General features: G+C 57.8%; 19 protein-coding genes and 1 tRNA gene. 10 read left to right on the plus strand and 10 right to left on the minus strand.

Annotated features, from left to right (window positions below; all coding sequences use genetic code 11):
* Nucleotides 1-77: 77 nt before the first annotated feature.
* Together ABLN87_RS05135 and speB are read left to right on the plus strand one after the other, a co-directional pair.
* Nucleotides 78-1,598 (plus strand): trimethylamine methyltransferase family protein, encoded by a 1,521-nt coding sequence (locus ABLN87_RS05135; RefSeq protein WP_353008044.1) that lies wholly within the window; start codon nt 78-80, stop codon nt 1,596-1,598.
* Between the two features lie 72 nt (nt 1,599-1,670).
* Nucleotides 1,671-2,639: an agmatinase gene (gene speB, locus ABLN87_RS05140; RefSeq protein WP_353008046.1), complete on the plus strand. Its 969-nt coding sequence runs from the start codon at nt 1,671-1,673 to the stop codon at nt 2,637-2,639.
* On the opposite strand, the gene ABLN87_RS05145 is transcribed toward speB, so the two are convergent.
* The 7 genes from ABLN87_RS05145 to ABLN87_RS05175 form a co-directional block, all read right to left on the minus strand.
* A complete protein-coding gene (locus tag ABLN87_RS05145; RefSeq protein WP_353008048.1) occupies nt 2,636-3,610 on the minus strand; it encodes an arginase family protein in 975 nt (324 codons plus the stop codon). The two genes, speB and ABLN87_RS05145, sit on opposite strands and share 4 nt — an antisense overlap.
* A 53-nt stretch (nt 3,611-3,663) precedes the next feature.
* Nucleotides 3,664-5,253 carry an ABC transporter permease gene (locus ABLN87_RS05150; protein WP_353008049.1) on the minus strand — a complete coding sequence of 530 codons (1,590 nt, stop codon included), beginning with the start codon at nt 5,251-5,253 and terminating at the stop codon, nt 3,664-3,666.
* Nucleotides 5,246-6,283: a quaternary amine ABC transporter ATP-binding protein gene (locus ABLN87_RS05155; protein WP_353008051.1), complete on the minus strand. Its 1,038-nt coding sequence runs from the start codon at nt 6,281-6,283 to the stop codon at nt 5,246-5,248. The genes ABLN87_RS05150 and ABLN87_RS05155 overlap by 8 nt, the downstream gene beginning before the upstream one ends.
* Nucleotides 6,284-6,367: 84 nt before the next feature.
* Nucleotides 6,368-7,318, minus strand: a complete 951-nt coding sequence (locus ABLN87_RS05160) for a glycine betaine ABC transporter substrate-binding protein (protein WP_170532402.1) — start codon at nt 7,316-7,318, stop codon at nt 6,368-6,370.
* Between the two features lie 285 nt (nt 7,319-7,603).
* Nucleotides 7,604-8,308 (minus strand): hypothetical protein, encoded by a 705-nt coding sequence (locus tag ABLN87_RS05165; RefSeq protein ID WP_353008053.1) that lies wholly within the window; start codon nt 8,306-8,308, stop codon nt 7,604-7,606.
* A gap of 30 nt (nt 8,309-8,338) precedes the next feature.
* Complete coding sequence (locus ABLN87_RS05170; protein WP_353008055.1) at nt 8,339-9,109, minus strand: hypothetical protein; 771 nt, start codon at nt 9,107-9,109, stop codon at nt 8,339-8,341.
* Between the two features lie 9 nt (nt 9,110-9,118).
* The gene (locus tag ABLN87_RS05175) at nt 9,119-9,676 is read right to left on the minus strand and encodes a hypothetical protein (protein WP_353008057.1); all 558 of its coding nucleotides are present in this window, start codon (nt 9,674-9,676) and stop codon (nt 9,119-9,121) included.
* A gap of 228 nt (nt 9,677-9,904) precedes the next feature.
* Here ABLN87_RS05175 and ABLN87_RS05180 point away from each other — a divergent pair, with 228 nt between their 5' ends.
* On the plus strand, nt 9,905-10,687 hold the full coding sequence (locus ABLN87_RS05180; protein ID WP_353008059.1) for a thioesterase II family protein: 783 nt from the start codon (nt 9,905-9,907) through the stop codon (nt 10,685-10,687).
* Nucleotides 10,653-15,941, plus strand: a complete 5,289-nt coding sequence (locus ABLN87_RS05185; protein ID WP_353008061.1) for a beta-ketoacyl synthase N-terminal-like domain-containing protein — start codon at nt 10,653-10,655, stop codon at nt 15,939-15,941. Before ABLN87_RS05180 ends, ABLN87_RS05185 begins: the two co-directional genes overlap by 35 nt.
* Here the strand turns inward: ABLN87_RS05185 and ABLN87_RS05190 are convergent.
* Nucleotides 15,934-16,743, minus strand: coding sequence for a hypothetical protein (locus ABLN87_RS05190; RefSeq protein ID WP_353008063.1), 810 nt, complete (start codon nt 16,741-16,743; stop codon nt 15,934-15,936). The two genes, ABLN87_RS05185 and ABLN87_RS05190, sit on opposite strands and share 8 nt — an antisense overlap.
* Nucleotides 16,744-16,793: 50 nt before the next feature.
* Nucleotides 16,794-17,918, minus strand: a complete 1,125-nt coding sequence (locus ABLN87_RS05195) for a radical SAM protein (protein WP_353008064.1) — start codon at nt 17,916-17,918, stop codon at nt 16,794-16,796.
* A 197-nt stretch (nt 17,919-18,115) separates the two neighbouring features.
* On the opposite strand from ABLN87_RS05195, the gene ABLN87_RS05200 reads away from it, so the two are divergent.
* From ABLN87_RS05200 to ABLN87_RS05210, 3 genes are all read left to right on the plus strand, one after another.
* Nucleotides 18,116-19,135, plus strand: a complete 1,020-nt coding sequence (locus tag ABLN87_RS05200; protein WP_353008066.1) for a hypothetical protein — start codon at nt 18,116-18,118, stop codon at nt 19,133-19,135.
* A 99-nt stretch (nt 19,136-19,234) separates the two neighbouring features.
* Entirely contained in the window at nt 19,235-20,077 is an 843-nt protein-coding gene (locus ABLN87_RS05205) for a fumarylacetoacetate hydrolase family protein (protein WP_353008067.1), read from the plus strand.
* A 150-nt stretch (nt 20,078-20,227) separates the two neighbouring features.
* A complete protein-coding gene (locus ABLN87_RS05210; RefSeq protein ID WP_353008068.1) occupies nt 20,228-20,731 on the plus strand; it encodes a cold shock domain-containing protein in 504 nt (167 codons plus the stop codon).
* 299 nt (nt 20,732-21,030) lie between these two features.
* On the opposite strand, the gene ABLN87_RS05215 is transcribed toward ABLN87_RS05210, so the two are convergent.
* A tRNA-Ser gene (locus ABLN87_RS05215) sits at nt 21,031-21,120 on the minus strand.
* 202 nt (nt 21,121-21,322) lie between these two features.
* On the opposite strand from ABLN87_RS05215, the gene ABLN87_RS05220 reads away from it, so the two are divergent.
* The 3 genes from ABLN87_RS05220 to tmk are packed head-to-tail and all read left to right on the plus strand — an operon-like array spanning nt 21,323 to nt 24,283.
* A complete protein-coding gene (locus ABLN87_RS05220) occupies nt 21,323-22,477 on the plus strand; it encodes an SPOR domain-containing protein (protein WP_353008069.1) in 1,155 nt (384 codons plus the stop codon).
* Nucleotides 22,478-22,532: 55 nt separating this feature from the next.
* Nucleotides 22,533-23,660, plus strand: coding sequence for a D-alanyl-D-alanine carboxypeptidase family protein (locus ABLN87_RS05225; protein ID WP_417750381.1), 1,128 nt, complete (start codon nt 22,533-22,535; stop codon nt 23,658-23,660).
* Complete coding sequence (tmk, locus tag ABLN87_RS05230; RefSeq protein ID WP_353008072.1) at nt 23,657-24,283, plus strand: dTMP kinase; 627 nt, start codon at nt 23,657-23,659, stop codon at nt 24,281-24,283. The genes ABLN87_RS05225 and tmk overlap by 4 nt, the downstream gene beginning before the upstream one ends.
* Nucleotides 24,284-24,285 lie beyond the last annotated feature (2 nt).

The raw sequence follows: 24,285 nt of genomic DNA on the forward strand, positions 1-24,285 counted from the left end.
GGCTGATTTCTGGTTTTGCGGGTAGCCATCTCTGAGTTTTACGGTGATCCCAGATAAGACGGAGGAGCGCCCTGCGCATGGCATCGGACGGAAACAGAAGAAGCGGCCGCAAGGCCCGCCATGCGCAACGGGCCGCCAAACCCGAGGTTGATCCCTGTGCACCGGGACAGGTCGGCGGGTTCTACAAACCGCTGACCGAAGCTGAGGTTTCCCGAATCTACGATACCGCGCTTCGCCTGTTGGAAACGCTCGGTATGGGTGAAGTTCCGGATCGGCTGCGCAGGAATCTACTAGCGGCGGGCGCGTTGGAGGCTGAACAAGACCGCGTTTTGCTTCCGCGCGGCATGGTCGAAAACGCAATCAGCACAGCCGCCAAAACCTTCACCCTGCACGGCCGAGACGCGGCGCGATCCATCGAAGTGGGTGGCGATCGGGTGTTTTTCGGAACCGGAGGCGCCGCGGTTCAGACACTGGATCTTGAGAGCGGCGTGTACCGCCCCTCAACCCTCGCCGATCTGCATGATTTCACGCGGCTGCAGGACACGCTGGCCAACGTCAGTTGGTTCACCCGCTGTTGCGTCGCGACAGACGTACCCGATGTTTTGGATCTGGACGTAAACACCGCCTATGCGCTTGTCAAAAACACCACGAAACCTGTCGCGACCTCGTTCACTCTGGCAGAACATGTGGCCCCGATTGTCTCGCTCTTGGACATTGCCGCGGGTGGCCCCGGCGCGTTTTCCGAACGTCCGTTCCTGAAGGCGCATATCAGCCCGGTAATATCCCCGTTGCGATACGGCGAAGATGCGGTGGACGTTGTCTATGAATGCGTCCGTCACAAGATCCCGATGTCCTGCATCACAGCCGCGCAGGCCGGGGCGACGGCACCGGCGACACTGGCCGGGTTTCTAGCGCAATCGCTGGCTGAGACACTGGCCAGTCTGGTGATGGTCAACACGATCCAACCCGGCTTTCCGATGGTGTTTTCCAACTGGCCTTTCATCGTTGATCTACGCACAGGGGCGTTTGCGGGCGGCAGTGGGGAAACCGCCATCCTGAACGCCGCCTCGGCCCAGATCATCAACTGGCTGGGCCTGCCCTCGGGAGTCGCAGCTTCGATGACCGACGCCAAGGCGATTGACGCGCAATATGGGGTTGAGAAGGGCATGACCTCGTTGGCTGCTGCTCTGGCCGGTGGAAACCTGATCTATGAAAGCTCGGGCATGACCGCGTCGTTGCTGGGTGCGAGTTTTGAAGCCTTTGTGCTGGACAACGAAATGCACTCTCACACGTACCGCGCGTTGCGGGGGATTGAAGTGACCGAAGGAAACCTGGGCTTCGAGGCGATCTGCCAGTCGGTTCTGGGCGATGGTCACTTTCTCGGCAGTTCTCATACCTATGAAGCCATGGAGCGGGATTATTTCTACCCCGCCCTTGCCGACCGGACCGAGCCGCGCACATGGCAAGAGGACGGAGCGAAGGACGCCTGGACCAATGCCCGCGAACAGGCGATCGAAACCCTGCAAACACACCACCCGGCCTATCTGACATCAGAGCAGGATGAAGAGATTCGCAAGCGGTTCCGCATTCTCTACTGACCCCAAACTATCGATTGGCGACACGCCGCCAGCCGGTTAGGGTCGCACGACGATTAGGAGCAAGGGGTCACCATGGCAGACGCGTTTTTTCAACCGGTATCAGCGATGGAGCTTGCGCGATTTGCAGGTGTTCCAACCTTCATGCGCCTGCCGAACCTGACACCCGAGCATGAGCGATACAAAGACGTCGATCTGGCGCTGGTCGGCATCCCATGGGATGGCGGCACGACAAACCGGCCTGGCGCGCGGCATGGCCCCCGGCAATTGCGCGACTTTTCTACCATGATCCGCGCCATGAACCCGGTGACCGGTGTTAGCCCGTTTTCCTTGGTGAATTGCGCCGATCTGGGGGATGTTGCACCCAATCCGGTGGACATTGACGACACTCTGGATCGCGTGACCAGCTTCTACGGTCGTCTGGTGTCAGATGGCATCACCCCGCTCACCGCTGGCGGGGATCACCTGACCACCCTGCCCGTCCTGCGGGCTTTGGCAGCGTCCGGCCCGCTGGGTCTGATCCAGTTCGACAGCCATACCGATCTGTTCGACACTTATTTCGGCGGCCACAAGTTCACGCACGGCACCCCGTTCCGTCGCGCGGTCGAAGAGGGTTTGGTCGATCCCAAACGCTTTGTTCAGGTCGGCATTCGGGGCACCGCCTACAATACCGAGGATATCGAATGGGGCGAGGCGCAAGGCATTCGTATTATCCGCATCGAGGAACTGTTCGACCGCGGCATCGACGATGTCATGGCCGAGGTCCGACAGATTGTCGGCACAGCCCCGACCTATTGCACCTATGACATCGACTTTGTCGACCCAACCTACGCCCCCGGCACAGGCACGCCTGAAATCGGTGGACCCAACAGTTTTCAGGCGCAACAGGTCATTCGGCAGATGTCCGGCGTGAACCTTGTGGGCGCGGATTTGGTCGAAGTCGCCCCCCCGTTCGATCCAAACGGGGGCACGGCATGGCTTGGTATTTCACTGATGTTCGAACTGCTCTGTGTGCTGGCGCAGGCCGTGGATGCGCGGCGCTAGCTGACGTTTTCGGCAATCATCGAGATCATCTCGAACATCACCGCAGCCGCTGTCAGCGCGGTAATGTTGTTCGGGCTGTCCTTGGTGGGCATCATACAGACCACATCCCCGCCGATAATGTTCAAGCCGTGCGCCGCATGTAGGAGGCCCACCGCCTCATCAATATCGAATCCCTTCTCGCCGGGTTCCAGATTGGACACCGCAGGCGCAACGGTCGGGTCGAGGCAATCCAGATCGAAGGTGATATAGACCGGACGGTCGCCCAGCACTTCGCGCGTTTGCGCTACGACGTCGGCAAGACCCCGCTGGCGAAACTCGCGCATTGTCACGATGTTGTAGCCGTAGTCATAAGACGGTTGCAGCCAGTCCAGACTGCGCGGATGCCCCCGCAAGCCAATCTGCATGGATCGGCTTGGATCAACCTGGCCCTGATCGGCCAGATACGCGCCCCAATGCGCAGCCGATTTCTTGGCGCCCAGAAAGTGATCCACCTTGGTAAACACATCCGTGTGGGCGTCGAGATGCAGGAAACTTACCGGCTCGCCTCCCGCTAGCTTGCCACAGCCCAGCGCCTGAACGATGCCGCCAGTGATCGAGTGATCGCCGCCAATCGAAACCGGGCGCGCACCGGCTGCGTCAATATCTTTGTAGAATTTGGTGATCTGCTCGATACAGGCTTCGTTATCATTGGCGCGCGGAAACGGCACATCGCCCACGTCTGCGATTTTCACACTGGTCCACGGGTCGATCTGAAACAGCGAATGAACCCGGCGCTGCACAGCTGAGACATGGCGCAGCGCGCGCGGGCCCAGATGCTGATCCCGTTCGGTGGTGCCATTGCCGGTGGAATGCGGCACACCCGCCAGGGCTATATCCTGACCCTCGGGGCCGATATTGGGACAGCGAAACAGTGTTGGCACGCCCCACCAATACAGGTTGTCCATCATGGATTGTTCGTAACGATCCACCATTTCGCTCTCCCTCACAGAAAAACGCCCCCGGCGGGAACCGGGGGCGCGCATGTTCAGATTTTCTCGTCTTCTCGCCGGAAGGCCCCTTGCACGATCCGGTCGATGACCATCGCGCAGAATAGGATGGCAAAGCCGCCCAGCAGACCTGGACCCTTGGCCGCGTATTGCAGCGCCTCAAGGATTTCCTTGCCCAGACCACCGCCGCCAATCAGCGAGATAATCACCACCATCGACAGGCACATCAGGATGGTCTGGTTCACCCCTGTCATGATCGAGGGCAAGGCCAACGGTATCTCCACATCCTTCAGCAGTTGCCATTTCGAGGCACCGAAGGCGACCGCAGCCTCTTTGATACTGTCTGGCACCCCTCGCATCCCCAGCGCGGTCAGTCGAATGACCGGCGGCATACCAAAGATGATGGTGGCCAGAATGCCCGGCGGGTTACCCGTGCCGAAGAAAGCGATAATCGGGATCAGGTAGACGAACGCGGGGAGGGTCTGCATCAGGTCCAACACCGGCTCGGCTGCGCGATAGGCGCGCTTCGATTTGCCGAACCAAATGCCCAGCGGAATGCCGAACACGACGCACAGGATCACCGCTGCACCCACCAGAGCAACCGTCTCCATCGCCACATCCCAGTATCCCAGCAGTGCGATATACGCCAACGACGCCGCGGTGAAGATCGCAACCCGAGGACCAGCCGCGCGCCACGCGGTCACGCAAATGACCAGCATGACCACCGGCCAGGGTGATCCGATCAGCGCAATGGTCAGCGCATCCAGAACCGAGCGAACACCCGCTACGATCCCATCAAACACATCGCCCCCGGCGGCAGCCGCAGCATCAATCCGCGCCTCCATCCAGTTGGCAAGCGCTGAGAACAAGGTGCCTCCGCCCTCGCCGAGGAACACAGCGGACACTTCCTTTTCTGGGAAGGCATCCAGCAATGGCAGCGATGCATTTACAGTGAATTTGTAAACGATCAGCGGGCCGATCGCGGCGATCAGGATCGCTCCCATCACGATGTTTCGGGTCGAGCGCCCGCTTTCAACGCTGTCAGGGTTGATCCGCCAGTTGGAATACTGCTTCTCGTAAATACGATCCGCGTAGAACCCCTGCACCAGCTTGAACACCAATAGCATCAGCAAACCGGTCAGCAGGATACCTGTGGCCTCGGACTGCGCGGCCAATGCGCGTTCAAGGCTGGTATCCGCCGCTTTCTGGATGTTCTCAGCCAGTTTGGTGAACCGGTCGATATCCGCCTGCTCGGTCGCGGCGGCGGCCCGACTAAGCAGCTCATCCGCGCGTTCCTGCTGGCGCGCGGCCCGGTCAGCGAAATCTGCACCCGGATTGCCCCAGGCGCCGCGCCCGATCTGCACCCAGGCGATGATTTCGAGGATCAGAAAGGTCCAGAACATACCCCAGATTGCCCGCGAGGCCGACCAGAATGGCCCTAGAACGGCAGCCCAAAGGTTGAACGTATTCGGGACAGGGCTGGTTGCGTCATGGATCTTGTGAAACGCATTAACGTAGTAGTCGCCGTTCGGCCCTGCGAATTCGTGGATCGATTGATCCAGCGTCTCGCGGTCGACTTCGATATCCGAGGCGGCGGTGACTTTCATTTCCATGGCTGCATCAGTCATTTTTGCCCCCCTGAATTCCGCGCAGCAGACGCGGTTTGGTTACAACACCCACGTCTGCACCTGCATCTGTGATGACCACTGGCATCTCCGTGTTGACGGCCAGATCAATCAGTTGATCGAGATCTGCGCCCTCATCCGCGCGGGGCGCACCATCCAGCGATCCCGAATAGCTGGCAACTGGCTCCATGATCGAATGTGCCTTGACGAGTTTCAGTTTCGAGATGCCTTGCACGAACTCGCGCACATAATCGTCAGCCGGGTTCATAACAATATCTTCCGGAGTGCCGATCTGAACGATGACACCATCCTTCATGATGGCGATCCTGTGTCCGATGCGAATGGCCTCGTCCAGGTCATGCGTGATGAACAACGTTGTCTTCTTCAACTGCGCGACAAGCGCCTTGAACTGATCTTGCAATTGCAACCGAATGAGCGGGTCGAGGGCCGAGAACGGCTCGTCCATCAGTAGAATTTCAGGGTCCGAGGCAAGCGCCCGTGCGATCCCCACACGCTGTTGCATCCCGCCTGACAATTCTTTGGGCAGGCGGTCTTCGTACCCAGTCAAATCCACAAGGCCCAGCGCGTGATCGGATACCGCCCAGCGCTTGGATTTTGAGACTTTGCGGATTTCCAGCGGATAGGCGACGTTGTCGCGTACCGACCGGTGCGGCATCAGCGCCATGTGTTGAAACACCATCCCGATTTGTTGCGCCCTGATGCGGCGCAATTCGTTCTCGGAAATGGCGGAAACATCCTTACCCAAAATTTCGATCTTGCCCGCCGTGGGCTCGATCAGGCGATTCACATGCCGGACCAGAGTGGATTTGCCTGAGCCAGACAGACCCATGATACAAAATATCTCACCGCGCGAGACCTCGAAACTGGCATCCTGCACACCAACAACACAGCCATATTGTTCCAGAACCTGAGCCTTGGTCAGCCCTTCTTTCAGAACGGCATCCATGGCCTCGGCAGCGCGATTGCCGAAGATTTTCCAGACATTTTCAAGTTTTACGACAGATTCGTCCATTTGCCCCCCATGAAGGCGTCGTTGCGCCAGGCAGATAGGAAACGGGCCGCTGCGATTTTTCGCAACGGCCCGGATATGTATGGCTTAGTTGGTCAACCAGCCGATCACAGTGTCTTCGTTATCTGACACCCATTGGCGCGCGAAATCCGCGGCCTCGACGTTGTCTACAGCCAGCGCCTTACCCATCGCGCTCAGGTCATCGCCCTGCATCTGGTAGTTGGCAAACAGAGCCGCAACTTCGGGATAGGCCTCTTCCAGTTCCTTGGCATAGTGCAGGTGCAGGGTCGCACCATTCCAGGCCGAGGACGCCTCAGACTTAGCCAGCCAATCGGGATCATCCGTGGGCTGCACGATGGTCCAGGTTGCCGGATCATGCGGCGGCTCTTCCAGCACAGTCAGCTCTTGCGTCACAAAGATATAGTGCGGGCTGTAGCAGAAGCCGATCCAGGGATCGCCCGCCTTGGTGGCGTTGGCGAGGTTTGCATAGGCGATTGTCTCTTCATACTCAGTCAGATCAAAGATCTGATCGTAACCATACGATTTTGCACGGATTTTCTCGACCACAGTTGAGGCCCAGCCAGGTGCTCCAATCCACACTTCTGGGGTTCCGTTCCCATCAGTGTCAAAAATGGCCATTTTGTCCGGATCGCTCAGATCATCGATTGATTTGATGTCATGCTGTTCGGCAATGTACGTCGGGACACACATGCCCTGCTCGGCCTGAACCGGGTTCTGGTTCATAACGACCGTGCCGTTATCCTTTACGTAAGTGTCGTGCAGGTTTTGCTGGTTTGGCATCCAAACCTCGGGGTGGACATGCATGGACCCACTGTCCATCGCCTCAAACACGATCGGGTTCGTTCCGTTCTGAAGCTCGACATCCAGCCCCAGGTTTTCTTCGATCACAACCTCAAGGATATGCGCCGTCGCGTTGACCGAGGCCCAGTTTGGAACGCCGATCACAATGTCGGCCGCAAATGCGGGCAAAGCGACCACTGCAGATGCGCCACCCAGTAGCATCGAAAATTTGTTCATCAGGTCTCTCCATGTTGGACATGTAGCGCGCAGTCTTCCGGTGCGTCCCGGCGCGCGCGCTTATTCTATTGACAACATGTGCGTTCTCAGTTTGTTAGCGTTTGATTGTGAGCAAAACACATGTTCCAAAAGACAAACATGCGAAGCTATCGCGCTTCAAGGTCGACATAGCCGGAATCGGCAAGATTCTACTTTATCCAAACAGACCTATGATTTTTCCGAAATACATGTACGGCTTCGCCCGACGAACGGGCAAAGGACCTGTTCGGTGCCAGCAATACCCGCCTAGCAGCACCCGCACTTGCATGCAGCGACATAGCTGTCGCAATGGTTCGGCAAGACAGCAACAGCAACCAAAACAGGGCGCGAGATACAGCCATCCGCACTGACCCGGGCATATGCCACCTCGCATCGATCGACATCCAGATGTCTTTCCTTGGTCTTGTCGCCTCGCCCCGCCGCCGCGGATCCAGAGCCACCGTTTTTGTGGAAGGCAGCGCAATCGACATTGACCACCAACTGCACCACGTTTTCTTCGCAGGGGCCCAATTCGAACTTTGTGTCAGACAGGGCGGCCGTCCACCCCAAATCGTGCCCACTGGCGGTGGTGAAACTGCTTAGCGATAGCGCCACCTCGCGCGTGCGGCGTGTATCATTGGCGAAAGTCAGAGAAATCACCCGGCGTTCCGAACAGCGGGCTTCGATCAGCACATCACCTTCACAAATGCAACAATCGCAACAACTGTCGTAAGACTTTGTATCGCAGTCGCAGCCGCAATCTTTTTCATTGCAAGCGCCCGAATACCTTCCATCTGGCACGCGGTAGACCCCCTGAGTATAGGCCTGTATCTGAATATACCCTTCCCGCAGATTGCCCAGATAGTCATCCAAATCCATCATCCGCATGCCGCGAGTCTGATAGCAGTACCCGTAGAAGACTTCGGGCTTTTTATCGTACCCGCCAGAATGTCGTGTGATCGTCCTTTGCATGGTCTTGCCTCCTTATTCCGGGCGCTGCGTTCAAACCGCCAAGATGTGTACTGTCACGGTTTCAGACGAAACCCGGATCATCGCCGTGGCATCGACGCCTTTTGGAATAGTACCCGGTATCGTGAATTCCCATATTTGCGACACAGTCCCGCCCGCGCCAACGGTCACAGCATCGTTCTTGACCTTCAGCGGCGTGAAACTTTCCAACTCGGCATCATAGCTCAACGACATCGCGCGCATCACGTCGTCCAATGTCCGCTCCGTATCGCGCAGTTTCTTGAGCATCTCGCGCTGCGCCCGACAATGCAGCAGGTCCAGATCCAGTTGGATCGCGCCGATTGCGGGGACATCGATCGGAACGTTGCCGTGATTTCGGAACACCATCAGTTTTTTGATCTTGGCCCCCGGTTTGCCGACCAGAAACACCTCATCCGGTGTGATTTCAAAATCGACAACCTCGGTAACAATCACCTCGACCGGATGGTTGGTGCCATCAACCGGCAGGGACATCTTATAGACCCCCGGCGGGGTTGATGGGTGAAGCGCTGCAGTGATCGGAACAGTTTTACTGGCACCAGCACGCAGTTTGACCCGTGGCAAATCTGCCGAGAGCAGTGGCTGAGCCTTTGCGCCGCGCGTCTTGGGCTTAACCTCTGTCAGCTTCAAATCCCGTAGGGCTTTGCGTTCGGCACCTGTGTTCGACAACGCCAAGGTACCGTGCAACGCACCAGGCGCGCCCGTCAGAACAAGCGGCTCTAGAAGTGAGACATCAGGGGTCTTTTTCTTTGCAGCCGTCGCCATCTCGCATCCCTATTTGATGTGGATTTTCACGCCGCCCGAAGATGGGCTCGGTTTGGCCGCAGCTGCGCCACCCGAAGGGGCCGCGCTTTGCGCCGGAAATTGTACCGAGGGGCGGAAGGACAGTTCTTCGTAGACCTGTTTGCTTTCGCCGCTATAGGTCACGCCGTAATACTCGACGCCCATATAGGTCACTCCGATATGGTGGTGATAGGGCTGCCGGATGATGCCGGTCGGCAGTTTGCCGTAGTTGACGGTCGTGCACAGATCCAACGCTACGGGTTTCAGATCAACCGATAGCGGCTTGATCTCAAGCGTCAGGTCTGTGGTGTTCTCACTGACGATCGGTTCCGAGATTTTAAGGTCCTGAACGCTCTCCGTCTTGATCGGATCGCCGCCTTCCAACTTCGTCTCGGTCCGGATTGGGCGTTGCCCCCCGTTTAGCGTGACACCGATATCATCCAAACCATTGATCGTGACATCTGCGTCAGTGTCAGAGTCAATGTTAATGGGTCCGTTGTTGACATTTACGGTGCTTCTGCCACCGCCACCTTTGCCGCCGCCTGGCATAGTCACCTCCAAATCCATTCTGGTGCGGGCTGCACCTGAGTAAGCGTTTGGCACGAAAACTGTGCAAAAAGTTTCGCTAGGGTAGCATATTTTGCCCTCCAATTCACGCCAGAACCTGGACGGGACAAGGCGGGCCGCGCCAAAACGCTGATTTCATGCTATGATCGGGCCAGATCAGTGGTTGGGTGCGCGCTGCGCATATGGGTATCACCAGAGGTGACAGACGCTGTGAGTGTAGAAATCGCATTGACTCCGCAGAACCCTACCCATGCCGGGCTGTCGGGTCGGTTGGTCTGTTTCCCGCATGCAGGAGGCGCGGCTGAGCGCTTTCACGACTGGATAAGCGGATTTGCGCCGGTTCTGGATGTGCGAGCTGTCACCCTGCCGGGGCGTGGGCGGCTGATGGATCAATCGCCCGTTGAGAGCTGGCCGGACCTGATCGAGTCGATTGTAACGCGTCTTCAGCCTTTGGCTGACCGACCTTTTGCCATCTTCGGCCATAGTTTCGGTGCCCGTCTGGCCTATGAGGTCACGCGCGCTTTGGCAGATGACGAGCAGGCTCCCAATCTGTTGATCGTCGCGGGGCCTGCGCCGCAGATGGCACAACGCGACCGCAAGATATCTGGTCTGCCTCGGCCCGCGTTTCTGGCCGAGATCGAAGCCATCAATGGTACGCCGCCCGAAGTTCTAGCCAATACCGATCTGATGGATCGCATGCTGCCCGCCTTGCGCGCCGATTTTGCGCTGCTCGAAACCTATGAGGCTGACCGCGCCAGCAAGCATTCTCCGCTGCCCTGCCCGATCCTGGCTGTCGGATCGGATAATGATCCACAGGTGCCATTCCACAGCATTCTGGGTTGGCGACACCGTACGCGCAGCCGTTTTGAATGCCGCCTGTTTGCGGGCGATCACTTCTTTCCTTTTACCAACCCGGATTTCGCCGACACGCTTTTCGACTATGTTGATGATGCCTTGAATGAACACACAAAGGACCTCCATCGCGCCGGATGAGGCGTCGATTGCCATTATCGGCATGCAGGGCCGCTTTCCCGGCGCGGCCAGTGTCGATGAGTTATGGCAGAACCTGCTGGCGGGGCACGAGGCGGTCACGACTCTGACACCCGAGCAGATGGAAGGCGCGCAGGTTCCGAAAGATCTGCATGAGCTTCCTAACTACGTCAACAAGGCCACCCTGCTGGATGACGTCGACAAGTTCGATGCCGAATTCTTCGGGTTCAGCCCTCGTGATGCAGAACTGACCGACCCGCAGCACCGCCTGTTTCTGGAATGCGCTTGGCACGCGCTTGAGGATGCGGGCTATGTGCCCGACCGGTACAAAGGAGACGTAGGTGTCTTTGGCGGCTGTGAACTGTCCGGCTACCTGTATCTGATCAACCGCAATCTTGACCGCCTGGGCTTTCTGGACGGCATGCAGTTGATGATCACCAACGACAAGGACTACATGGCCACGCAGGTGGCCTATAAGCTGAACCTGACCGGTCCTGCGATCACGGTTCAAACCTCTTGTTCGACATCCCTTGTTGCAACCTGTCTGGCCTGTCAGAGCCTGCTTGAAGAAAGCTGTGACATTGCCCTTGCGGGCGGCGTCACGGTCAAGGTTCCACAGCGGCGCGGCTACCTGTTCGCCGCAGGTGGCATCCTGTCCCCGGACGGTCAGTGTCGCCCGTTCGATGCGGCGGCGCAGGGCACGATTGTTGGCAGCGGCGTGGGTCTGGTTGTCCTCAAAAGGCTGGATAAGGCGCTGCGCGACGGCGACCGCATTCGCGCCGTGATCCGAGGCTTTGGCCACAATAACGACGGGTCCAACAAGGTCAGCTATGCTGCGCCCAGCGCCGAAGGTCAGGCGCGCGCGATTGAGACCGCGTTCGAGATGGCGGGAATCCCGCCCCGCTCGGTCGGCTATATCGAAGCGCATGGAACCGCGACCATGCTGGGCGACCCGATCGAGGTCGCGGCACTATCGCGCGTATTCCGCAAATCGACCGAGGATACGCAGTTCTGCGCCATCGGTTCGGTCAAAGCCAATGTGGGCCACCTGAGTTGCGCCGCAGGCGTCACGGGGCTGATCAAAGCCGCCCTGGTAACCGAGACCGGCACAATTCCCCCGAACCCTCATTTCAACGTGCCCGCCCCGGGCATCGACTTCCCCACCAGCCCGTTCTACGTCAACCGTGACGCGACCAAGGTGACGGCAAGTGACGGTCCGCGACGCGCCGGTGTCAGTTCATTCGGTGTTGGTGGGACCAACGCGCATATCCTGCTTGAGGAGCCTCCAAAACAAGCACCTTCAGGGCCGGGCCGTGCGCAGCATCTGATCGTTATGTCCGCACGCAATGAGGCTGCGCTGGACCGGTTGGCCCTTTCCCATGCACGTCGTGTCATGACTGCCACGCCGTCTGAACTCGCCGACATTGCTTTCACAACAAAAACCTCCCGCACGCGATTTGCGCATCGGCGCTACGTGCGCTTAGACGCTGACAACCCCGCAGGCAGCGCGTTGGCCTTGCTGGCGCATAACAGCGACAAAGTGCGCACCATCGAAGCCAGTGGCGAAGATCGGCCCGTCATTTTCATGTTCTCGGGCCAAGGTGCGCAATATCCGGATATGGGCAGGGGTCTCTATCGATCAGAGCCCGTCTTCAGCAAGGCCTTTGACCGGTGCTGCCGCGCCTTTCGTGATGGCAGCGGGTTAGACCTGAAACCGATAGTTTTTCCCAAGAAGATGGATCGTGAACGCGCGGCTGAGAAACTCAAACAGACGCAGTTCACACAGCCCGCACTGTTTGCTGTCGAATATGCCTTGGCGCAGCTGTGGATGTCGTGGGGCGTACGACCCAGAGCCATGATCGGGCATAGCATTGGCGAATATGTTGCGGCCGCGATGGCGGGAGTGATGACACTTAAGGACGCCGCAAAACTGGTGGCGCAGCGCGGGGCGCTCATGGCCTCATGTAAACCGGGCTCGATGCTCGCTGTTCCGAAAGAGGAAGCCTATCTGCGCCCGCTGCTGCCGGATGACATCGCGATTGCCGCTGTGAACGCCCCAGGAATGACAGTTGTGGCCGGACCAAGCCCGGCGATCAAACGGCTGGCAAAGCGGCTGGAAAACCAGAAGATCAAAGCCACGCTCCTGCGCACCTCGCACGCCTTCCATTCGGCGATGATGGATCCAATTTTGGACGACTTCATTAATGTATTTCAGGGCATTCAGCTGCGCGCACCGCAGATCGACATCTATTCGAACCTCACCGGCAGCGTCCTGACCAAAACCGCCGCAACCGATCCGGCTTACTGGGCGATGCATCTGCGCAGTGCGGTGCGGTTTGCCGATTGCGTCAAAGCTGGGCTGGATCTGCCCGATGCGATTTTCCTTGAGGTTGGCCCCGGACGATCGCTGACCAATCTTGCCGGGCTGCAACTGAGTGGAAGCGGCTCGGTCGCCCTGCCCTCGATGGACAGCAAGTCCGGCCCGCAGGTTGAGGCTGATTTGGCGACCGATACGCTGGGCCAGCTTTGGGCGCATGGAGCCGAGATCGATTGGCATCGATACTATGCCGAGGAGGTGAGACGCAAAGTACCGGTGCCCATCTACCCGTTTGAGCGGGATAGCTATTGGGTCGGAGGCGCCGAAGATCCCAGCGTGGACGCCGCAGCAACACGCAAGGCGATGGTCGATTGGGGATATGTGCCAAAGTGGAAAGACGCCCCGATTACGGACACCAATGACCTGCCCGCAAACGCGCGCGTTCTGATTTTCAGTGACAAGAGCCCAGCAGCCCGAGTATTGCAAAAAACGCTTAGGGACAAGGGCGTCGCAGTAACCACCATCACGGCCTCATCACGTTTCATGCGCCGCAAGGATGGCGCATTCTCGGTCGATCCAACCGTTTCAGAGCATTTCGCCCGTCTCGCCAGCGCGCTGCGAGACGATGACACCCCAATTTCGCATATCGTTTACCTGTGGCCACTCGCGCTTGGGGACGCCGAGGCCAACGTGATTGCGATGCAGAACGCGGCCATGGCTATCACCAAAGCCAACGGGCTTGCCAAGGTTCGGATGATCTCAATCACGGCACAGGCGCAGCCCTCCCGTACCGACGCGACGAAGGGGGTGGAAACCTCGGCCACGCTTGCACTGGCAAAGGTGCTGGGACAGGAGGTTCCCTCATTGCGCGTCACTTCGTTCGACATAGCGGAAAGCGACCGGGCCAAGTCCTCTGCTGTACGCCTGGCAGGCTGGATTATAAACGAGCTGCAAGCGCAACAGTTTGTTCCTTCGGTTGCTTACATCGACGGGAAACGGCATCGCCTCAGCTATCAGGCGCAACCACTTGAGCCCGTCGAAACATCCACTTTTTTCAAGCCCGGAAGCGTTTATGTCATCACTGGCGGTTTAGGCAATATCGGGCTGGCGATGGCTGATATGTTGGCGGAGCGCTACAAGGCCAAGCTGGTACTTCTGTCTCGCTCGGGTGCGCCTGCAAAATCCGAGTGGAAGGCGCTGGCCGCTGGTCCCAACGAGTTCGATAAAACGACGATACTGGCGCGCAGGTTGCTGGATTTGGATCGAAAGACAGATCTCTTAGTTCTGCAGACCGACGTCTGTAACGCAAACGCCCTGCAGGTGGCCTTGTCGGAAGCCACTAAAGCCTTCGGCCCCATAAACGGCGTCTTTCACATGGCTGGAAATGTCGGCGGCGGGTTTGGCAAACTCAGCGATCTGACGACCGAAGACCTGAGCAGCCAGATCGCCCCAAAGATCAACGGTGCCCGCGCGCTTGCACATGTATTGCGGGGTCATACCCCGGATTTTGTCCTGCTGGGCTCATCCCTGTCGGCTGTTCTGGGTGGGTTGAACCTTGGTTACTACGCGGCGGCAAACCAGATGCTGGACACATTTGCCGCGTCGCAGCCGACACCAACGCGCTGGATCAGCGTGAACTGGGATCAATGGGCCTTTGCCGATCAGACGCATGGGGAAGATGCAATCTCTCCCGCAGATGGGGTTGAGGCGCTGAACCGCTTATCTGCGTTGGATACCGATCAGATCGCCATATCGATCACACCGCTGAACACTCGGCTTGCGGAATGGGTCGAGTTCACCGCCACCCCCAAAGCCACAGAGGCCACACTAACTGGCCACAGCCGCCCCAACCTGAGCAATCCGTTCGAAGCGCCGAAAACCGACATGGAAACCATCCTCGCCGGGATTTGGGAAGACCTGCTGGGCCTTTCCCCGGTTGGCATAAACGACAAGTTTTTTGAGCTGGGCGGGCATTCCCTGCTGGCCATCGAAATGACCATGCGGATCGAAGAGAGGTTTGGCTACAACCCCGAGGTTGGCCAGATCTTCGACACTCCGACCATTGCGGGGCTTGCCCCGATTATCGAGGCCAATATGGGGGCATCTGCTGATGAGCAGGTCACCGCTAAGGCCGCACCACCACCGCCGCCAGAGCCAGACCTGAACCTGGAAGGCGCGAAGAAGAGCTTTCAGGACATGTATGATGGTGTCACCAAGCAGTTGGACAACTCAGGCTTCGGAACCTTCGCGCATTTTCTGAACTATGGCTACACACCAAACGGAGCGCCCGAGGCGTCTGATGTTCCCCTGAGCGATAAGATGATGAACCGGAATTCGGTCAAACTGGCGCTTGAGGTTATCGGGGCCCACCCAATCGATGGGTCGACGGTTCTGGATGTGGGCTGCGGGCGTGGCGGGACAGCCCGCACACTGGTTGAATTCTTCGATCCCGCCGCTGTCACAGGGTTGGACCTGTCCGGCGCGGCAATCGAGTTTTGCCGCAAGACGCATACAGATCCGCGTTTGAATTTCGTTCAGGGTGATGCAGAAAACCTACCGTTCGACGACGCGCAATTCGACGCGGTAACCAATATCGAAAGCTCACACACCTACCCCGCGATACAGCGTTTCTATGCCTCGGTCATGCGGGTCCTCAAACCCGGCGGGGCGTTTCTGTACACCGACCTTCTGCCTTTGGGAAAGCTCAACCAATGTCTCGAACTGTTGAAGGACCTCGGTTTTAAGCTCGAAGACGAGCGCGACATCACGCAGAACGTGCTGCTGTCCTGCGATGAAATCGCGGCCTCGCGTCTGGGCGCGTTCGGAGGCGATCAGGAGATGAGCAATTTCTTGGCAGCCCCTGGATCAGCGGTCTACGAGTCCATGAAGTCCGGTGAATGGAGCTATCGGATATGGCGATTGAAACGTCCGATCAACTGATATCAATTTCCAGCGTTATTAATTGATTACGCGCCTGTCCTAATCCAACGATGACCAGCGCTGTCGAATAACAATGCCCGGCGCGGTACAGATCAGCGTCGACAGGCACCATCACCTTGACCAGTTGCTTTTGACCCGGTGCCAAATTGATCAGGTCCGGGATCACATCAATCATGGCCCCTTCTATCGCAACGCCATCTTCATCCAGAATCGGCGTGGTCGACACGCGCGGGCTGACGCTAACCGCCGTGCTGTTCTCGACCTCAAAACTGGCTGAAAGCGTGCTGCCCGCAGACCCGGACAATGTGATTGCTGCGGCCTGCGGGGCCGTCGCCCCTTCGGCTGCGTATCCGTTCACGCCTCGGCTGTTGAGAAACTGAAACAGCTCATCCGTATAGCGCTTCGACAACACCTGAGCTGATGCCGCATAACGGATTGCAAGCTGCAAACCTTCCTGTGCGATCTCGGCCCCGCGCGTCTCGGTGAACTCTTTGTACAGATCGGCCATTTCCGGCACATAGCCCTGTTCAGTCAGGTGCTGATACTGGGTCCCGGCATCCGTGTATTGTTGCGTGAAGGCCGTGTAGATGGACTGCAACTGGCGATAGCTTTCCTCCATCGCGGCCTGCAATTCGGCCTGTTTGCTAAGGCCATGGGGCGTGCCTTGCCCGCCCGTAGAGCTGACCCCATCCTCATATCCCGCCTGAACGGGTTTAACGGGCTCTGGCTGCGGCTTAGACGCTGCTGGTTTCGCCTTGGGGCGCGCGCGTTTTGCGGGTTGCTTGCGGGTTGCCTTAGCCATCTCAGCCCCTTTTGTGCTGCGGTTTCGCTTCGGTCATTCTTGTCGCCAGTCTACACCAAACTCTTGAGTTCTGCCAATTTCTCTTCGCTTTGTCGATGAATTGCGGCCTGATACCAAGTGCCCAGCAAGGCGATATACCCCGCCAAATTCGTCGATGTCACAGCACCCGCCGCATTCATAGGTCCGCGCAAACCCCGTTCAACGGCAAGCCTGCCATACAGGTCGATTACCTGCTGAATCATGGTCGGTGCAGCATAGGCCAGCGACAAGTGTTCCGGCTCCCAGACCGTATTGAAGTAGAGTACCGCCCCCAGATCGTCGGCAAAAGCTATCAGGTCTGCCAATTCCTGCCAGTTCACCGTCATGATGCAAGCCGAAATGCCGAATGGGCGGTCATGGTACTGCGAATACTCGGCCAGCCAACGCGTGTTCTTAATCACTTCTTCAAAATCCGCGTTGCGGCGGATCGAGCAATAGGTTTCACGCCGGACACTATCGAGCGATATGCCGATATGCACATTGCCCCGCTCAAGCACAGACAAGGCCTGATCCGGCAGCAGGCTTGCATTGGTCTGAATTGTAATCTCACACTCCGGGTTTGAGGTAATCAACTTCTCCCAGATTTGATAATAAAGCCGCATCACAAAGGGCTCGCCACCATAGAAGGTTGTGCCTTCAAGATGCGGAATAAAATCTTCTAATTCCTCAACAAATTCGCCCCCATAGGCCTGCGGCATCGCCGGGCGCAACTCGCGGTAGCGCCGGATACGCGAAGACAGTTCCCCGTTGCACATGATGCATTCCAGATTGCACGCATTGTGGAGCTCGAACGAAAACGAGGTCGGGTGATCGGGGTCAACGCTCCAGCGATCGAAATGCTGTGCGACGACAGCGCCGTAGTTCCCGGTTTCAATCTGCGACCCGCATCCATTGCACCCGCCACCCAGATCACCTTGCGCCACGCGCTGGCACAGGGTTTGCCTTGGACGTCCTTGCCAGATTTCGCGGATGGATTGATCCGGATATCGGCCCAGCGGTTCACGATTGTAACAACAGCTTGAAACCTTACCTTCGGTCCCGAAATACAGGCTCGTCGACGGGCTGTAGCATAACAAAGGCCGGGGTCCGGCGCGGCGCTGTTGGTTGTAGTGAAAGTTCTGAACTGGGTTAATCATGGCCCCACCAAAACATCTCTTGCGCCTGATCTTATCACATCCCGTGCCTCGATTGGCTAAAAACCGCCATCCAGCACAGTTTGGCCGGGCAACTCGGATGCGGGCATCCCGCGGCCAGCATCCATCCCCCGTGAAACCAGCCTCATTCCATGCTATGCTCTGTTTTTTAGAGAATTTTCACGCAAAGGGGCGCCCTCGTGTCCGAACGTCGCGTAGAACTGCATTACTTTTCGATCGTCGCGCTGCCGATTTGCGTGTTTCTGATCCATGAGTTGATCCAGACTCACATGCTGCCAAAAGACCTAGACTTATCCGTTGGCATTCTAATCGCGGATCAGGATTGGTTGGAAACCGTTGGCCGTTACCGGTTCCTTGCGGCGTCATGGTTCTTTGTCGCGCTGGCTATTCTTCCGGTCGCCGTCCTTGTACGCAATCTGAGGCGACCGACGGAACGCGCTACCAGACTGGCCGCAATTCTGACGGTTGTAACGGTTTTCTGCCTTGCGATGATCCCGGTCATTCAGCAGCACATGACTAACACGCCCCCGCAGATTTATGGGCAAGTCGGAAAAGAGCTATTTGAGATGGCTCTGTCCAAAGGCACGTTGCCGGGCTGCGATGGCCCTGATGACCTTTGGGCGCTGGGCACCTGCGGAGATATCCCCGTATTCTCACTCTTTCGGCGGGTGATGGATATTGTCACCGCACTGGCTGGTCTGGCCGTAGGCGCGCTGATTGCCGGGATGATCTTGTGCCTGTCATCTGGCGGCGGTGACGATCTCGAAGATACGGCCGCCAGCCTGGCCCGCAGCATCCGCCAGATGAAACAACAGCTGTATCTGTCCAGTCTGATCCTGACCTTTGGGATGTTCTTTGCGTCAAGCTGGATGTACTGGCCCCTACCCGTCATTGCAGAGGCCGAAAAGGCCGCATTTAGCTCTTTGGTTACAGCATCGGCTTTGTTCACCGGAACCTATTTCTGTCTGCTGATGCTCAGCTTCTATCTGCCGGTGGCACTGATCCTGGATGGTCGGGTAACACAACTGGCCATTGCTGCCCGGCAGATAGACGAAGCAGAGGACGACTTCGATGTCGATGGCTGGCGATCCACACACGGTCTGTCAGATGGGCCCGGCGATTTCATGCGTGCAGGCATCGCGCTGGCCGCACCGATCCTTGCGGCTTTTGCCGGAGGAATCTCCCCCCTCAGCCTTTGAGGTTTAAAAGTGCACAGAGCGGTTGACCCAAAACCCTGCTGGCTGCAGGCTTTGAAAGCCGACGCTTGACGCCACTGCCAATCAGGATCTCCGCAAACTATGAAATTGCTTCGCTACGGCCCAAAGGGCGCAGAAAAACCGGGGATGCTGGATGACGGCGGTGCCGTTCGGGACCTGTCGGGCGTGGTCGGTGATATCACGGGTGAGATGCTGAACGATGCCTCCCTCGACCGGGTGCGCGCGCTTGACGTATCAACTCTGCCCGTTGTTACCAGCAATCCGCGCATTGGGGCCTGCGTCGGCCAGGTTGGCAAATTCATTTGCATCGGCCTGAACTATGCCGATCACGCGGCGGAAAGCGGGATGGATTTGCCCGCCGAACCGGTGATCTTTTTCAAAGCGACCTCGGCCATCTCAGGGCCCAATGACTCGGTCGAGATACCACGCAGCTCGACCAAAACCGATTGGGAAGTCGAACTGGGCGTCGTGATCGGTAAGGAAGCCAAGTATGTCTCGGAGGCTGATGCATTAGACTATCTTGCCGGATATTGCGTGGTCAACGACGTGTCCGAACGTGATTTTCAGCTGCACCGCTCGGGCCAATGGACCAAAGGCAAATCAGCCGACAGCTTCGGCCCAATCGGCCCATGGCTGGTTACCCGGGATGAGGTTCCAGACCCGCAAAACCTGTCGATCTATCTTGAGGTGAACGGCCATCGACATCAGGATGGTTCAACCCGAACGATGCATTTTGGCGTGGCTGCTGTGGTATCTCACCTGTCTCAGTTCATGTCGTTACAACCGGGTGACGTGATTTCAACCGGCACACCCCCCGGCGTTGGCATGGGCCAAAATCCTCCCGTCTACATGAAACCCGGAGACATCCTTGAACTTGGTATCGAAGGCTTAGGTGTTCAGCGACAGATGGTGGTGGCGGGTTGAGGCGTCATTGATCCCAATGGATACAAAGCACCGAACACTGCGGGGGTTAACCTGTAGTTTACCATAAGTAACCTAAAACATGACTAACAAATACCACATTTACTATGAAGGTTTTAGAACAAGATAGTGATGTTCAAAGGTTAGCTTGTTATGGATGGTTCGACGCTTGGCGATCCCGCTCTGGTCCAGTTTTCAGGTGTTTTGAAATGGTTTGCTGCCAAACACGGATACGGATTTGTCACCTGCGACGAAACGGGCAAAGATGCACTGCTCCATCAGAATACGCTCAACGAGTTTGGCCAAACATCCATAGCACCCGGATGTGAAATCAAAGCGCTCACGCGCCGCACATCCAAGGGCGCACAAATCGTCGAGATCCTGGAGCTGCAGGCTGAACCGGTGCCAGATTTTCTGCCTGAAGGGACCAGCGAACAGGAAGGTAGAACTTACCTGCCCGCACGGGTCAAATGGTTCTGCGAGAAAAAGCAATACGGGTTCGTAAATGTGTTTGATGACCCACGCGATTGTTTTTTACACTTGAACACTCTGGCAAAAACAGGACTTGGGATGGTGAATGTCGGCGAAGCGCTTGGCGTGGAACTGGATGACGGCCCAGACGGCAGAGTTGTCGTCTCCGTTAAGTCCTGGAGCTAAGCTGCGCATCAAAAGAAGCAGCCGCAGAGTCAGGCAGTCTCGAACCCCAGTTGTCTAGAATGTAGTGAGCGTCCTTGTCATTGCAGTCATGGTGCAAAGATGGGAAAGGTGCGTCGACACAGCGAGCGTAGTTGTATCCGGTAGAGTCAGAACTCGCTTCATTTTACGCATCCCTTAAACTAATCAACTCAGGGCCATGCGGAATTCACGCAGTTTCAACTCTCGGCTCGGATCAGATGACCGGAAATCGTATTGGTTGCCAGAACCGTTCTTGGAGAGATTGGATTGCAAGGGCCAGGTGGCGGGGAGACAGGGATTCGAACCCTGGGAACGCTCTCACGTTCAACGGTTTTCAAGACCGCCGCATTCGACCACTCTGCCACCTCCCCGTCGGAGGCCCGGTCTAAGCCCAACTGAGATCATAGGCAAGCCGAAATCGGGAAAACTTGCTCAACCCTGTGCAGCAGCCTTTCCTTGGCCCTTCAGCCACGTTATGATCTGGCCTTAAGATCGCAGCAGACTGGCGCTCAGAACCGGTCATTCGGCGGGGCTGGAAAAAAAACGAAGCCCTTTCAGGCAAGGGAACAAAAGATGAAGCGAGCGACACAGACACGCGCAAATCCGCGAGGACTGGCTGTACTAGCTGTGACTTTGACAGTTTTGTCCGGGTGTGACGACGTTCTTCAATCTCAGGACGGCTCTGCGAAACCCAAGAACGAAGGCGCGGACAATTCGACAATCGAACTGGTACCTCAGGTCACTAACAGTTCGCAGCGCGACGTTGAGGCACCGGATGTGTTTTCGGTAACCGAAGCTGGGCTTTGGGATGGGCGGCCTTCGCTGGGCGGCATCTGGGTGGCGCATCCTGATGTTAACCAACCAGAACGCGTTTTGATCAAGAACACCGCGAACAACAAAAGCGTCACGGGCGCCCTGTTCCGGCGTCAGGCGAACTTGCCGGGGCCTGCCTTGCAGGTTTCCTCTGCCGCTGCGGAAAAACTCGGAATGCTGGCCGGTGCGCCAACACGGGTGAGCGTTGTAGCCCTGCGCCGGGAAGAACCCAAAGAAGAACCACCCGCTGAGGAACAGACGCCCGAAGCCGAGGCTCCGAAAGAAGAAACCGAAGTTGCAGCCGCTGCGCCTGAAGCAGAGGCAGAGGCTGCTCCATCGGAAAAGCCTGCCAAGCGCAAGTGGTGGCAAAAGAAAGAACCGGCTGCTGCCGCAGGCGCGGCGGGCGCTGCTGCCGCGGCGGCTGGCCCGGCGGCCAATGAAGGGGCTGCGGAAGCTGCAGTAGACAGCGCCTCAGCCACTGGGGCCGCCGCACCGGGACTCTCTGACGCCCCCGTCGCCGCCCCAACTGAAAAACCAGCCAAGCGCAAGTGGTGGCAGAAAAAGCAACCCGAAGAGATAACGGCCACGCCGCTGGACCCGATTGAAGGGGCCGCCGCCGCGATTGACGCGGCCGAGGCCACTCCGGCAGCGGCCGCAGCTGCCGCCCCTGCTGCATCGAACTTGACAAAGCCCTATGTTCAGATCGGCACGTTCAGTGTTGAAGCCAATGCAAACACAGCCGCAGAAAAAATCCGTAAGAATGGTATGGCTGCCGAGGTCCGTGCGCTTGAGGCTGAAGACAAAACCGTCTGGCGCGTTCTGGTCGGCCCTGCTGCAACACGCGCCGATCGCAAAGCGATTCAGACCGATGTCAAAGACCTGGGCTTTACCGACGCATTCACCGTGTCCAACTGATAACAGGAGGCGCCCCGTGCTATCCGCAATTCGCACATCCGTACTAACCCTCGGGATGGCTGTCCTGGCCTTGCCCGCACACGCGTTTGATACCACGGCGCGGGCCGCCTATGTGATCGATCAGTCGACCGGAACTGTACTGCTGTCGAAAGACGCCGATCAACCGCTGCCGCCTGCGTCGATGTCGAAGCTCATGACGCTCTATGTCGCGTTCGAGGCGTTACGCGATGGGCGTTTGACCTTGCAGGAAACTCTGCCCGTATCTGAACACGCGATGAGCTATGGCGGCTCGACCATGTTCCTGAACACGCAAGATCGTGTAACGGTCGAGGACCTGTTGCGCGGTATTATCGTTCTGTCGGGCAACGATGCCTGCGTAGTGATCGCCGAAGCGCTGAGCCCCGATGGAACCGAGGCGGGATTCGCCCGTTACATGACCCAACGCGGCAAACAGATGGGCATGGACAATTCCAACTTTGCCAATTCAAACGGCTGGCCCGCCGCAGGGCATATGATGTCGGTGCATGATCTGGCGGTTCTTGCGGATCGATTGATCAGCGACTTCCCGGAATACTACCCGCTATTTGCAGAAGAAGAGTTCGAATTTGACGGGCGCGCACCGTCGAACAAACGCAATCGGAACCCTCTGCTGCGGCTGGACATCGGGGCCGATGGGCTCAAAACCGGCCACACGCAAGAAGCGGGATATGGCCTGGTCGGATCGGCCAAACAAGGTGACCGCCGGGTGATCTTCGTCCTGTCCGGTCTCGATAGCACCGCACAGCGGGCAGAGGAGGCTGAGGCCGTGGTTAACTGGTCATTTCGAAATTTTGTCGAGAGGACAGTTGCCACCGAAGAAACGCCGATAGCCGAAGCCAAACTGTGGATGGGTGAGAAAAAGACCGTTGGACTTGTTCCTGAAGGCGATCTGAACGTGCTTTTCCCGGTTTTGGGTACTCAGAACGTTCAGGCTGAGGTCGTCTATGAAGGCCCGATCAATGCCCCAGTTGCCAAAGGTGAACAACTGGCTGAGCTGGTGATCAAACCCGAAGGCCTACCCGAAATACGCCGCCCTCTGGTTGCGGCCGAGGATGTGCCTCTGGGCGGATTCATGGTCCGCATGATGACCGTGGGCGGTATTGTTCTGAAAGACGTGATCAATAACCCGCTGGAGTCGATGTGACGAAACGTGGGTTATTCCTGACCTTTGAAGGCATTGACGGATCAGGTAAATCAACTCAGGCCCGGATGTTGGCCGAGTTTCTGCGCGAGACGGGCCACCAGGTTATTCTGACGCGCGAACCTGGGGGATCGCCCGGAGCTGAGGAAATCCGCAGGCTGGTGCTGGAAGGCGACCCGGATCGTTGGTCGGCTGAAACCGAAATTCTGCTGTTCACCGCCGCCCGCCGCGACCACCTGGAACGCACCATCGAACCAGCGCTGGCCGATGGCAAGGTGGTGATCTGCGACCGTTTTGCCGACAGCACCCGCATGTATCAGGGCCTCTCGCGCGGTGATCTGAGGGGCATTGTCGACCAGTTGCACAGTCTCATGATCGGGCGCGAACCCGACATGACCCTGCTGGTCGATATGGACCCGGAAACCGGCCTGTCCCGCGCCAAAGGCCGCCAGGGCACCGAGGAACGGTTTGAAGATTTTGGCCCTGCCCTACAAAAACAGATGCGCGCCGGATTTCTGGCTTTGGCCGATGAGTTTTCCGAAAGGTTTCGCGTCGTCGATGGCAATCGCGACATGGACAGCGTTGCGCAAGATGTGAGAGACATCGTCCAGGCAGCTTTGCGATAGAC

This window comes from Ruegeria sp. SCP10, assembly GCF_040329495.1.
Classification (GTDB): domain Bacteria; phylum Pseudomonadota; class Alphaproteobacteria; order Rhodobacterales; family Rhodobacteraceae; genus Ruegeria.